This is a genomic window from Thauera sp. 28 (assembly GCF_000310145.2).
Lineage (GTDB): Bacteria > Pseudomonadota > Gammaproteobacteria > Burkholderiales > Rhodocyclaceae > Thauera > Thauera mechernichensis.
Genome location: NZ_AMXA01000053.1, coordinates 1 through 11,532, shown reverse-complemented (window position 1 = coordinate 11,532; position 11,532 = coordinate 1). Strand labels below are relative to the sequence as shown.

Annotated in this window: 13 protein-coding genes; 11 read left to right on the top strand and 2 right to left on the bottom strand. The window is 70.2% G+C overall.

Going from position 1 to position 11,532, the window contains the following annotated elements; all coding sequences use genetic code 11:
* Positions 1-94 precede the first annotated feature (94 nt).
* Together ugpQ and C662_RS19025 are read right to left on the bottom strand one after the other, a co-directional pair.
* Complete coding sequence (gene ugpQ / locus C662_RS19030; protein WP_051018605.1) at positions 95-895, bottom strand: glycerophosphodiester phosphodiesterase; 801 nt, start codon at positions 893-895, stop codon at positions 95-97.
* A 78-nt stretch (positions 896-973) separates the two neighbouring features.
* Entirely contained in the window at positions 974-2,599 is a 1,626-nt protein-coding gene (locus C662_RS19025; RefSeq protein WP_002933597.1) for an NYN domain-containing protein, read from the bottom strand.
* Positions 2,600-2,737: 138 nt separating this feature from the next.
* Here C662_RS19025 and C662_RS19020 point away from each other — a divergent pair, with 138 nt between their 5' ends.
* From C662_RS19020 to C662_RS18970, 11 genes are all read left to right on the top strand, one after another.
* Positions 2,738-3,289 carry a superoxide dismutase family protein gene (locus C662_RS19020; RefSeq protein WP_002933596.1) on the top strand — a complete coding sequence of 184 codons (552 nt, stop codon included), beginning with the start codon at positions 2,738-2,740 and terminating at the stop codon, positions 3,287-3,289.
* Positions 3,286-3,876, top strand: a complete 591-nt coding sequence (locus C662_RS19015; RefSeq protein ID WP_002933595.1) for a hypothetical protein — start codon at positions 3,286-3,288, stop codon at positions 3,874-3,876. The genes C662_RS19020 and C662_RS19015 overlap by 4 nt, the downstream gene beginning before the upstream one ends.
* A gap of 85 nt (positions 3,877-3,961) precedes the next feature.
* On the top strand, positions 3,962-4,498 hold the full coding sequence (locus tag C662_RS19010) for a Na+/H+ antiporter subunit E (RefSeq protein ID WP_002933594.1): 537 nt from the start codon (positions 3,962-3,964) through the stop codon (positions 4,496-4,498).
* Between the two features lie 14 nt (positions 4,499-4,512).
* The gene (locus C662_RS19005) at positions 4,513-4,872 is read left to right on the top strand and encodes a monovalent cation/H+ antiporter complex subunit F (RefSeq protein WP_232433321.1); all 360 of its coding nucleotides are present in this window, start codon (positions 4,513-4,515) and stop codon (positions 4,870-4,872) included.
* Positions 4,869-5,210 carry a monovalent cation/H(+) antiporter subunit G gene (mnhG, locus tag C662_RS19000; RefSeq protein WP_002933590.1) on the top strand — a complete coding sequence of 114 codons (342 nt, stop codon included), beginning with the start codon at positions 4,869-4,871 and terminating at the stop codon, positions 5,208-5,210. Before C662_RS19005 ends, mnhG begins: the two co-directional genes overlap by 4 nt.
* The gene (locus tag C662_RS18995; protein WP_002933588.1) at positions 5,207-5,527 is read left to right on the top strand and encodes a Na(+)/H(+) antiporter subunit B; all 321 of its coding nucleotides are present in this window, start codon (positions 5,207-5,209) and stop codon (positions 5,525-5,527) included. Before mnhG ends, C662_RS18995 begins: the two co-directional genes overlap by 4 nt.
* Positions 5,524-6,240, top strand: coding sequence for a hydrogen gas-evolving membrane-bound hydrogenase subunit E (gene mbhE, locus C662_RS18990; protein WP_002933587.1), 717 nt, complete (start codon positions 5,524-5,526; stop codon positions 6,238-6,240). Before C662_RS18995 ends, mbhE begins: the two co-directional genes overlap by 4 nt.
* Positions 6,237-6,548 (top strand): Na+/H+ antiporter subunit C, encoded by a 312-nt coding sequence (locus C662_RS18985; RefSeq protein ID WP_002933572.1) that lies wholly within the window; start codon positions 6,237-6,239, stop codon positions 6,546-6,548. Before mbhE ends, C662_RS18985 begins: the two co-directional genes overlap by 4 nt.
* A complete protein-coding gene (locus tag C662_RS18980) occupies positions 6,545-8,020 on the top strand; it encodes a complex I subunit 5 family protein (RefSeq protein WP_002933571.1) in 1,476 nt (491 codons plus the stop codon). The genes C662_RS18985 and C662_RS18980 overlap by 4 nt, the downstream gene beginning before the upstream one ends.
* Complete coding sequence (locus C662_RS18975) at positions 8,017-9,528, top strand: proton-conducting transporter transmembrane domain-containing protein (protein WP_037985130.1); 1,512 nt, start codon at positions 8,017-8,019, stop codon at positions 9,526-9,528. The genes C662_RS18980 and C662_RS18975 overlap by 4 nt, the downstream gene beginning before the upstream one ends.
* 97 nt (positions 9,529-9,625) lie before the next feature.
* Positions 9,626-11,419, top strand: coding sequence for a complex I subunit 5 family protein (locus C662_RS18970; protein ID WP_002933560.1), 1,794 nt, complete (start codon positions 9,626-9,628; stop codon positions 11,417-11,419).
* Positions 11,420-11,532: the final 113 nt, after the last annotated feature.

Genomic DNA, 11,532 nt, shown 5'->3' with positions numbered 1-11,532 from the left:
CTCGCGGCTGGCGCCGCTCCTACAGCAAAGCCAGCCGCCGCGGGGGTCCCCCGTAGGAGCGGCGCCAGCCGCGAGCTTTTCGGTAAGCGGCCCCCTACTGCAGGCACTGCCCCGGCGCCCCATCCGGTGAGAAATGGTCAACCCGGTCGGTGATCAGCCCGTCGAGGCCCAGGCCAAGCAAGCGCTCCGCGTCTTCATCGGTATTCACCGTGTAGGCCAGCATGCGTAAGCCCGCGGCGCGTACCTGCGTCGCCCACTGCGCATTCCACGCCGACTGCTCGCCGATCACGGCCACGCAACCCAGGCGCTGCGCGGTGGCCAGCCAATCGCCGCAGAAGCGTTCGAGCAGGAGCCCGCGCGGCAGCGCGGGTGCAGTGACAGCCGCGGCCTCGAGGGCGATGACGCTGAAGGAGGACAGCAAGGGCGCAGGCGTGCCAAGCCAGATCCGCGCCAGCTGCGCGCCGACGACGCGCGCGGTGCGCAGCTCGTCGCCCGGTGCAGGCTTGAGCTCGACGTTGAGCGCGCAGCCATGGGCATGGCAGAACGCCACCACAGCCTCGAGCGTGGCCAAGCGCTCGCCGGCATGCCGCGGCGCATGCCAGGCGCCGGCGTCAAGGCGCGCGAGCGCCGCCCAGTCATGCCCGAGCGCCTCGCCACGGCCGTCGGTCGTGCGCTCGAGCCGGTCGTCATGGAGCAGAAAGGGCACGCCATCTGCGCTCAGGCGCACATCGCACTCGAACATGCGATAGCCATGGGCATGACCGAGCGCAAAGGCGGCGAGCGTGTTCTCCGGCGCCAGGCGGCCCGCACCGCGGTGCGCGATCCAGCGCGGATAGGGCCACGACGGCAGTCCGTCGGCCCGGGAACGCGCGATGACTCGACTGCTCACGTGCATGCGTCCTTCGTCAGTCAGGCCACCGCGCCCGGTACGCAACGCGAACCAGCTGCGCCCGCACTTGAGGCGCGGCAAATCTCACTCGGCAGCATCTGCCTTGGGCTTGCGCGGACGGCGGCTGCGTGTGGCGGTCTTGGCCGCAGGCCTCGTGTTGCTGCCCTCACCGCTGAGCTCACCAACAGGCTCGCCCCCGGTTACCGCACTGGTCGTCGCATCGCCTTGCTCCGCAGCGCGCGCAGGTCGCCGTGCCTTGGTGCCAGATGTCTTGGCGTCAGAAACCTTCCCTGCCGACCCTTTCGGCGTGGATGCATCAACGGCAGCCAGCTCGGCCACAGGCGCCTGGGCCGGCTTGGCTTTGCCGCGCGCCGCGGGCTTGCGCCCTTTGCGCGGCTCCTCTTCCACAGCGGCTGGCGCAAGGTCAGTTGCAGGGCGCTCGCTCGCGGCGGCAACGCCAGCCTCGGCAGGCGCATCGCTTTGCTTGCGGGCACGGCGGGCCTGCTTCTTCGGTTCGGCGCGCGGTGCAGCCGCTTCGAGTGCAGCGGGCTGGTCCACCTTGCCCTCTGTCGCCGCCTGCCCTGCGGCCGGAGGTGGCGACACCTCCTTCACCACTGGCGCCTGTGTTACGTCAGCAACGGCTTGCGCCATGTGCTCGACCTGCACCACACCGGCATCCCCCCCGCGGCCAGACGGCGCAGCCGGCCTGCCCTCGGCCTGTGCGGCCGCCCTGCTACTCCCGCGCCGCCGCCCGCTGCGCGCCGAGGCCTTGCCGGCCTGGGCGGGCTTGTCTTCGGTTGTCGCCTCTGCGTTGGCCTGCTGCGCCTCGGCAGTCGTCGCTACCTGCATCTGCGCGGCCTCGTTCTCCGCAGCGGCACTCAGCACCGCCGCACTCGGGCGGCTGACATAGGTGCCCGACTTCTCGTCGCGGCCCAGTTCGAGCAGGCCACGGCTCTGTGCCTCCTCCAGCAGGTTGCCGAAGGCACGGAAACCGAAGTAGCTCTCGTTGAAATCCGGCTTGCGGCGCTTGATCGCCTCCTTGAGCATCGATGCCCAGATCTTGCCGCTCTCGCCGCGCTCCGCGAGCAGGGCTTCGAAGGTCTCGACGGCAATGTCGATCGCCTGCCTGCGCCGGCCCTCGATCTCATCCTTGCGCCGCTTTTCTTCCTCAGGCGAACGCTTGGGCGCCGGCGCGCTGTCGCGCGCATCGCGCTTGGCGGCAGCACGCTGGCTGTCACGCACGAGGTCATCGTAGAAGATGAACTCGTCGCAATTGGCGATGAGCAGATCAGAGGTCGATTGCTTGACCCCCACGCCGATCACCTGCTTGGCGTTCTCGCGCAGCTTCGACACCAGCGGTGAGAAGTCCGAATCGCCGCTGATGATGACGAAGGTGTCGACATGCGACTTGGTGTAGCACAGGTCGAGCGCGTCGACCACGAGCCGGATGTCTGCGGAATTCTTGCCTGACTGGCGCACGTGCGGGATCTCGATGAGCTCGAAGTTGGCCTCATGCATCGCCGCCTTGAAACTCTTGTAGCGGTCCCAGTCGCAATAGGCTTTCTTGACCACGATGCTGCCCTTGAGCAGCAGGCGCTCGAGCACGCGCTTGATGTCGAACTTCTCGTAGTTGGCATCCCGCACGCCCAGCGCCACGTTCTCGAAGTCGCAGAACAGCGCCATGCTGATGCTGTCAGGGGATGAAGCCATGGGGGTCTCCGTTGCAGTCAAGATGTCGATGTTAAGGCCTGTGACCGGGCGGCGCCAGCCGGCGCAATCGCCTATCATGCTGCAGGCCCGGAACGCGCCGGGCCGACCACGAAACCTTTATTCGATGGAGATATGCAAATGCGCACAACCCGTTCCCTTGCCCTGACCCTCTCCCTGTCCGTGCTGACCGCATCGCTCGCCATAGTCTCATCTCCAGCCACGGCCGCCGAACGTGCCACGGCCACGATCATCGACCGTGACGGCAAGGCGGTCGGGGCCGCGATGCTGACCGAGGGCCCGCACGGCGTGCTCATCCACGTCGCGGCCAAGGGCCTGCCGCCGGGCCCGAAAGCCATCCACATCCACAGCGTCGGCACCTGCGAGGATCCGGACAAGGGCTTCGTCGCCTCCAAGGGGCACCTCAACCCGCACGCCAAGCCTCACGGGCTGATGAACCCCGAAGGCCCGGACGCGGGCGACCTGCCCAACCTCTTCGTTCATGCGGACGGCTCGGTCGAGGCTGAGTTCTTTACCACCCTCGCCAGCCTCACAGGCGCTGGCGAGCGCGCGCGCATCCTCGACGAGGACGGTGCTGCGCTGGTCATCCACGAGAACCGCGACGACCACCTCAGCCAGCCCATCGGCGGCGCCGGTCCGCGTCTGTTCTGCGGCGTGATCGAGGCGCAGTGAGCGGACGCTGCACCGGCACTGCGGTCGCCCGCCTTGCGCTGCTGTGCAGCGTGGGGCTGGGCGGTGGAGCGAGTGCACAGGGTGACGAGCCTGGCGTGGTCAGCTACCAGACTCAAGCCCCCATGGCCGCCACCGCCCCCCTGCACGCCAACGGAATCGGGCCGCTCGTGCTCGGCGCGCGCCTGACCACGGCCGCCCGCCGCACCCTGCCACTCGACGCCGCCGCGGCACAGATCGGTCCGGGCTGTGACGAACGCGACCAGATCAGCGTGTTGTTGAAGGTCGAGAACCACACGCTGACAGTGATGGCGATGGCCGGCACCGACGGCCGTATCGACGAAGTCCTCGCCCTGCCCACCGACGGCGCAACGCGGCTCGACAGCATCGCGGCCTGCCAGGCCCATGGCGAACGTTTCGCGCAGACACTGTCTCATCGCCTGGGCGCAGCCACGCCGCAAGCGATGGAGCGCAAGGCGGTTTCCGACGAGTTCCGCTTCCGCTTCGGAGGCGGCGCTCAGGTCGCCGCACGCTGGTTCGCAGGCGGCTTCAGCTGCGACCTGCTGCTTCAGTTCCGCAACCGCCAGTAAACACCGGGCAAGCCCTGACTGCGGGGTCGTGCCGCCTTCGGCTACGCTGCCACGAATTCCGAACGACAAGCCTCCTTCATTGCCGATGCCCAACTCGCTGCAGGCCTTCAGCTTTCGTGCCCTTGCCCTGCTCCTGCTGTGGTGGACGCTGAGCGGCGGCGAGGGGTTGCTGTTCGGGCTGGCCACCGCCTCACTGGCAGCCGCACTGAGCTTGCGCCTGACGCCACCGGCGACTCATCGCCTGCACGCGCGCCGGATTCCGCGCTTCGCCGCCTTTTTCCTGCTGCAGTCGCTGCGTGCCGGCTGGGACGTGGCACGACGAACGCTACATCCGGCGCTACCGCTCGACCCCGGCTTGCTCAACATGGCAACGAGGCTTCCCGAGGGCGCGCCCTGCTGGTGGCTGATGCTGGTCATCAGCCTGCTGCCGGGCACGCTGAGTGTGCGGCGCCATGGCAACAGCCTGGAGATCCATTGCCTGGACGCTGGGCTGGATGTCGATGCCGACCTACGGCAGGCCGAGACGCAGGTTGCCCGCCTGTTCGGCCTCACGCTCGCTCGCATCGCACCGGATCCTGAGTCGAGGGGAGAGGCAACACCCCCCGCAGCAGCAAGGCAGTGAGGGCGGCACGCATCATGGACACCCTGCTCGAAACCTTCTCCCTCCTGCTGCTGATTTCGCTGGTCCTTGGCCTGCTGCGCGTCTGGAAGGGGCCGGGTTTCGCGGATCGCATGCTCGCGGCGCAACTTCTGGGCACGACCGGCGTCGCGATGCTGGTCCTGCTCGCCGACCCGCTCGGGCTGGCGGCGCTGCGCGATGTAGCCCTGGTGTTGGCGCTGCTTGCGGTACTTGCAGTCCTCGCTTTCGTGGCCCGGGTCTGGGACCCCGATGAACAAGTGCCGGACGGTTCGGAAAACCCGAGCGACACACGCACGGAAGCAGCCCCAGCGCAGCAGCAACGCGCTGCAGGCACAGCCGGGAGGCGACGCGGATGACGGCGGTCGCACTGTTCCAGTCCCTGCTGATCGGCGCCGGGGTCGCCTTCTTCGTCGTCGGATCGATCGGTGTGCTGCGTTTTCCCGACGTCTATACCCGCATCCACGCCCTGACCAAGGCGGACAACCTCGGCCTGGGGCTGGTCGTGATCGGGCTGCTGCCCGGCGCCGGCTCGGTGGCGGCCGCGCTCAAGCTGCTGCTGATCTGGGGCCTGGCCCTGCTCGCCAGCGCCTGTGCGGGCTACCTGGTGGCGCGCGCGGCACGCCGCCGCGGCGTCGAACCCTGGCGGCGAGGACAGCCACGCCAGCGTCCCGAGCGAAGCGGAGACCCGCGGTGAGCGCGCTGCCGGCCAACGCCTTCGATCTCCTCCTTGGCCTCGGCCTGATCGCCTGTGCCGCGGGTGCGCTCCTGTCGCGCGAACTGTTCCGCGCCATCGTCATGTTCATCGTCTTCGGCCTGCTCATGGCGCTGGCCTGGGTTCGGCTGCGCGCACCCGACATCGCGCTCGCCGAGGCGGCGATCGGCGCCGGGCTCACCGGCGTGCTGCTGCTCGACACCCTCGGCTACCTGCGCCGCCGCTTCGAGCGGCCACGCCCCTCCCCACCCTCCGCACCCGCAGCACACACCTCGGACAAGGAGCAGACGAGGTCATGAAACGGTACCTGCTCATCCTGCTCGCAGCGCTCGCAAGCCTGGCGGTCTGCGCCGCACTTGCCCTCGCCGTCATCGAGCGCCCCGAAGCGCGCACAGACCTGCCACGAGTCGTCGCGCACAGCACCGAGCACGCCGGCGCGCCGCATCCGATCACGGCGGTCCTGCTCGATTTCCGCAGCTACGACACCTTGCTCGAAGTTGCCGTGCTGCTCGTCGCCGTGGTCGTCGCACTGGCGCTGCGCGAGGCCCAGCCCGACGGCCCCGACCGCATGGGCCTCGACAACCCGCTGCTGCGTGCGGTGATGAGCTGGCTGTTGCCGTTGATGGTGCTGGTCGCCGCCTACCTGCTTTGGGCGGGCAGCACGCGGCCAGGGGGCGCCTTCCAGGCGGCGGCGGTGCTGGCCGCCGCGGGTGTGCTGCTGCGCCTGGCAGGCGTGCGCCTGGGCGGTTTCGCCGGAGAACGCGGCGCCCGGCGGTTGCGCGCGCTGCTGGTGCTCGGCCCGGCGGTATTCGTGGCCGTGGGTGCCGGCACGGCACTCGGCGGGCGCGCCTTCCTCGACTACCCGGCGGATTGGGCCGGCGGCCTGATCCTGGCGATCGAGCTGGCGCTGACGCTGTCGATCGCGCTCGCGCTGCTGTCGCTGTTCCGGCTGGCGCCGCCGCAGTCGGATGTCGAGCGTCTGCCCGAGCGCAGGCGGAGGACCCGCGAATGAGCGCAACAGTGCTCGCCACCGACGCCCTATACGCTTGGGTCGGGGTGCTGCTGTGCGGGCTTGGCCTGTTCGGCTTCATCATTCATCGCCACTTGCTGCGCCGCCTGCTCGCCTTCAACGTCATGGGCAGCGGCAGCTTCCTGCTGCTGGTGGGGTTGGCACAGGACGGGCGTGGCATCGACCCGGTACCGCAAGCCCTCGTGCTGACCGGCATCGTGGTGGCGGTCGCGTCCACCGCACTCGCACTCGTCATCTTCCGCCGCTGGCATCGCGTCAGCGGCGAGAGCACGCTGCCGGAGGACGTGTGAGCCTGCTGCCTGCCCTGGTCATGCTGCCACTCTCCGCCGCGCTGGCAAGCACGCTGCTGCCGCTGCGCTGGCGCGGGCCGCTGGGGGTGGCGCTGGCCGTATTGCTTGCCGGCGTGGCTTGCGGCCTGCTGCGCACGGTGGTGGGCGACGGGCCGCAGGCGCATGCGCTGGGTGGCTGGGCGCCGCCGCTGGGCATTGCGCTGGTGGCCGACGGCCTGGCGGCAGGCATGGTGGTGCTGACCGCGACTGTCGCCCTGCCCTGCGCGCTGCACGCTGCACTCGGCCTGCGCGGCGAGGCGGTGGAGGACGGCTTCTGGCCGCTGTTCTGGTTCATGTGGGCGGCACTCAACGGCATCTGGCTGTCGGCGGACCTGTTCAACCTCTATGTCGGCCTCGAGTTGCTCGGCCTGGCGGCGGTGGGCCTGGTGGCGCTCAAGGGCTCGGCCGGCGCGCTGGCTGCGGCGATGCGCTACCTGCTGGCAGCGCTGCTCGGTTCGCTCGCCTACCTGATCGGCGTCGCCCTGCTCTACGCCGCCTGGGGCAGCCTCGCGCTGGCGGACCTTGCAGGCTTCATGGCCGAGGCTGGCGTAGCACAGTCCGGCAGTCTCACCACGCTGGTCGCACTCGGCCTGATGAGCGCCGGGCTGCTGCTCAAGACCGCCCTGTTCCCGCTCCACGGCTGGCTGCCGCCCGCACACGGCGGGGCACTGCCGCCGGTCAGCGCGCTGCTCTCGGCGCTGGTCATCAAGGCCTCGCTGTACATCCTGATGCGGCTGTGGATCATGGCAGGCCCGGCGCTGACCCCGCTCGCGCTCGGTTGGCTACTCGGCGCACTGGGCGCCGCAGCGGTGTTCTGGGGCGGCTGGATGGCGCTGCGCCAGGCACGCCTCAAGCACCTGGTGGCCTACTCCACGGTGGCGCAGATCGGCTACCTGTTCCTGTTCTTCCCGCTCTTCGGCGTGGCGAACATGGACGCCGCGCGCCTGGCATGGGACGGCACGCTGCTGATGCTGGCCGCGCATGCGCTGGCCAAGGCCGGCATGTTCCTCGCTGCCGGCAACCTGGTGCTGGCGGTGGGCAGTCCGCACATCGCCGACCTTACCGGCATCAGCCGCTTCCGACCGCTGTCTCTGATGAGCTTCGGTCTGGCAGGGGTGAGCCTGATGGGCCTGCCGCCGAGCGCCGGCTTCACCGCCAAGTGGCTGCTGCTGCAAAGCGCGCTGGCGAGCGGGCAGTGGGTGTGGATCATGGTGCTGGTGGGGGGCGGACTGCTGAGCGCGGCCTACGTGTTCCGGGTGTTCCGCCACGCCTTCGTCGAGGGCCCGGCGCGCGACCGCTTCGCCTCGCCGCCGCTCGCGCTCGAGCTGTCGGCGCTGGCGCTGGGCAGCGCCAGCATCGCGCTCGGCCTGGTGGCACAGGCGCCGCTGGAATGGCTGCGCATCGGCAGCCCACTCGCTACGGGCGTGCCATGAGCGGCGCGAGCTCACTCCTCCACGCCTTGCTGCCGCTGGCAGTGATCGCCACCTCGCTGCTGGCCGCGGTAGGCATCTTCGTGCTCGCCGAGCACCGTCACCGCCTGCGCAGCAGCCTCAACCTGGCAGCGGCGCTGGCCAAGCTGGCGCTGGTGGTGTGGATGGGGCTGGGCGTGCTCGAAGGCGAACGCTACGCGTTGCGCTACACCCTGGTCGACGGGGTCGCCTTCGTGCTGCGCGCCGACGCCCTCGGCATCATGTTCGCCGGCCTGTCCTCGGTGTTGTGGCTGTTCACCACGATCTACGCCATCGGCTACCTTGAGAACGCGCCCAACCGCAGCCGCTTCTTCGGTTTCTTCAGCCTGTGCGTGGCGAGCACGGTCGGTATCGCGCTCGCCGGCAACCTGTTCACCTTCTTCCTGTTCTATGAACTGCTGACGCTGTCGACCTACCCACTGGTCGTGCACCGCGGCAGCGCAAAGGCGCTTGCCGCCGGACGCACCTATCTCGTCTACACGCTCGGCGGCGGCGCGGTGCTGCTGCTCGGTATCGCCCTGTTGCATACGCTGGCGGGCGACGTGGCCTTCGGCGCCGGGGCGGGCCTGGCGGCGCTCGAGGCCGTATCAAATCCGCAGCTGGTGCTGATCTTTGCGCTGCTCGTCGGTGGCCTGGGCGTGAAGGCCGCAATCTACCCACTCCACGGCTGGCTGCCGACGGCGATGGTGGCGCCGGCACCGGTGAGCGCGCTGCTGCATGCGGTGGCGGTGGTCAAGGCCGGGGCCTTCGGCATCGTGCGCGTGGTGTATGACGTGTTCGGCATCGAGCTGGCCTGGCAGCTCGGCGTGCTCGGGCCACTGGCAGCGCTGGCCAGCTTCACCATCCTGTACGGCTCGCTGCGCGCGCTGGCGCAGACCGACCTGAAGCGCCGGCTGGCGTTCTCAACCGTCAGTCAGGTGTCCTACATCGTGCTCGGCATCTCGCTGTTCGGGCCGCTCGGCACTGCCGGCGGGCTGGTGCACCTGCTGCATCAGGGGCTGATGAAGATCACCCTGTTCTTTTGCGCCGGCAACTACGCCGAGACCCTGGGCGCACACCGCGTGGACGAGCTCGACGGCGCCGGGCGCTGCATGCCGGCGACCAGCATCGCCTTCACCATCGGCGCCTTCGGCATGATCGGCGTCCCGCCGCTGGCGGGCTTCGTCACCAAGTGGTACCTCGGCCTCGGCGCACTCGAAGCCGGCATGGGCTGGGTCATCGGCGTGCTGGTGGCAAGCAGCCTGCTCAACGCCGCCTACTTCCTGCCCATCCTGCACCGCATCTGGTTCCGCCCGCAGCGCGGGCCGTGGCCGGACGAGCGCTTCCGGCAATGCCACGACACCCACCCGCTGCTGCTGATGCCTACGCTGGCGACCGCCGCCTTCAGCGTGGTCGCAGGCCTGTTCGCCAGCCTGCCCTACTCCCCGCTGTACTGGGCGACCGTGGTGGTCGGGCGGGAGTACCTGCCGTGATCGCCGCGGCGAGGTCGTCGCCCCCGCCGTGGCAGCTGGCGAGGTCCGCCACGCGGTCTGTGATGATGGCATCCGCTAACGTCGAGGAGGCCCGCTGATGGAGCGCGCAATCGACGCTTTCGGCCTGGTGCTGGTCCCGACCCTGCCACTGCTGATGGTGCTGGCCTGGTGCGTGCCCGGCTGGCGCTGCCGCATCGAATGCTGGACGCCATGGGCAGCACTGCCCGCGTTGTTGCTGGGGCTGGGCGGCGCGCAGGGGGTGAGCGTGCAGCTCGATGCGGTGCTGTACGGCACCGTGCTGGCGCTGGACGGAACACGGCGGGTGTTTCTCGCCTTCACCGCCCTGCTGTGGCTGGGCGCAGGCCTCTACAGCCGTGGCACGCTGGCGGGCGACGCGCGGGCGAGCGGCTTCCGGCTGCTGTGGCTGGCAACGATGGCGGGCAACTTCGGCCTCATCCTCGCCCACGACCTGGCGAGCTTCTACGCCAGCTTCGCATTGATGAGCTTTGCCGCCTACGGCCTGGTGATCCACGACCGCAGTGGCGCGGCGCTGCACGCCGGGCGGGTGTATCTGGCAATGGCGGTCGCCGGTGAAGGCCTGATCATCGCCGGCCTGTTGCTCGCGGCCAGCGCCAGCGCGGCGCCGCAGGCACCGCTCTTGAGCGACCTGGCGGACGCAATCGCGGCCTCGCCGCGGCGCGACCTCACGATCGCCTGCCTGGTCGCCGGTTTTGGCGTCAAGGCCGGGCTACCGCTGTTGCATATGTGGCTGCCGCTGGCTCACCCGGTGGCGCCGGTACCGGCGAGCGCAGTGCTGTCGGGGGCGATGATCAAGGCTGGGCTGCTGGGCTGGCTCGTCACCTTGCCGCTGGGGGTGGTCGCGCTGCCGGGCTGGGGCCTGGGCCTGATCACGCTCGGCTTCGCTGCCGCCTTCGGCGCCGCGGCCATCGGCATCCACCAACGCACACCGAAGACGGTGCTCGCCTACTCCAGCGTCAGCCAGATGGGCCTGATCACCGTCGGCGTGGGCGCCGGCCTGCACCAGCCAGCGCTGTGGCCCGCGCTGGCGCCCGCGATCGCGCTCTACGCCCTGCATCACGGCCTGGCCAAGGGTGCGCTGTTTCTCGGCGTGGGCATCGCGCCCGCGCTGGCCCACGCGGGCAGCATACGCCGGCGGGCGTTGTGGCTGGCGCTGGCGCTGCCCGGGCTGGCGCTGGCCGGGCCGATGGTGAGCGGCGCGGCCGCCAAGATCAGCCTGAAGACCGCGCTCGCGGGCGGCATCGTCACCCCGGCGTGGTGGCAGCACCTGCCGCTGGTACTGAGCCTGGCGGCGGCCGGCACCACAGCGCTGGTCGCGCGCTACCTCTGGCTGCTGGCGCAACAAGCCGACGACGGCCACCATGCGCCCCCGACCACCGCCCAATGGCTGGGCTGGGCGCTGGTGCTCGGCGCGAGTGTGGCCGGCCTCATCCTGCTGCCCTGGGTGCCGGTGCCCGCGGGTTTGCCGCCCGACCCCGCCTACCTGCCCGAGCTGCTGTGGCCAGTGCTCGCCGGCAGCGCACTCGCCGTGTTCGCCGCCCGCCGCCTGCGCGCCTGGCCGCTGCCGGCCGGCGACGTGCTGACGCCGCTGCTTGGCCTGCTGCAGGGACTGCGCAGGGTGGCAGAGGCGTGCGTACGCCAACTCACTGAGTTGGCCGGTCGCATCGCCACCGGCCATGGTTGGCACGCTCCGGGCGCGGCAGACACGCGAGACGAGGCGATCGCACCGCCGCCTGCAAGTGCACTGGAGCAGGCGCTGCGCCGGCATGCCGCCCTGCTCTTTGCACTGCTGACAGCGCTGGGCCTGGGGCTGGCACTGGGTGCGTGGCTTGCGGGGCAGCTAGCGCGGTAGGCGCAGGTTGCGGCCAACAACAGGCATCGCGCCGGGCACAGGAAAAGCTCGCGGCTGGCGCCGCTCCTACGGGGGAGACGCGCCACGGTCTGCTGTAGGAGCGGCGCCAGCCG

What these genes read in the sequence shown, in the direction of transcription:
- mbhE (WP_002933587.1), top strand. Translation starts at nt 5,524, where the DNA reads ATGAAACGGTACCTGCTCATCCTGCTCGCAGCGCTCGCAAGCCTGGCG.
- C662_RS19025 (WP_002933597.1), bottom strand. Translation starts at nt 2,599, where the DNA reads ATGGCTTCATCCCCTGACAGCATCAGCATGGCGCTGTTCTGCGACTTC.
- C662_RS18970 (WP_002933560.1), top strand. Translation starts at nt 9,626, where the DNA reads ATGGAGCGCGCAATCGACGCTTTCGGCCTGGTGCTGGTCCCGACCCTG.
- C662_RS19010 (WP_002933594.1), top strand. Translation starts at nt 3,962, where the DNA reads ATGCCCAACTCGCTGCAGGCCTTCAGCTTTCGTGCCCTTGCCCTGCTC.
- C662_RS19005 (WP_232433321.1), top strand. Translation starts at nt 4,513, where the DNA reads ATGGACACCCTGCTCGAAACCTTCTCCCTCCTGCTGCTGATTTCGCTG.
- mnhG (WP_002933590.1), top strand. Translation starts at nt 4,869, where the DNA reads ATGACGGCGGTCGCACTGTTCCAGTCCCTGCTGATCGGCGCCGGGGTC.
- C662_RS18975 (WP_037985130.1), top strand. Translation starts at nt 8,017, where the DNA reads ATGAGCGGCGCGAGCTCACTCCTCCACGCCTTGCTGCCGCTGGCAGTG.
- ugpQ (WP_051018605.1), bottom strand. Translation starts at nt 895, where the DNA reads ATGCACGTGAGCAGTCGAGTCATCGCGCGTTCCCGGGCCGACGGACTG.
- C662_RS19020 (WP_002933596.1), top strand. Translation starts at nt 2,738, where the DNA reads ATGCGCACAACCCGTTCCCTTGCCCTGACCCTCTCCCTGTCCGTGCTG.
- C662_RS18985 (WP_002933572.1), top strand. Translation starts at nt 6,237, where the DNA reads ATGAGCGCAACAGTGCTCGCCACCGACGCCCTATACGCTTGGGTCGGG.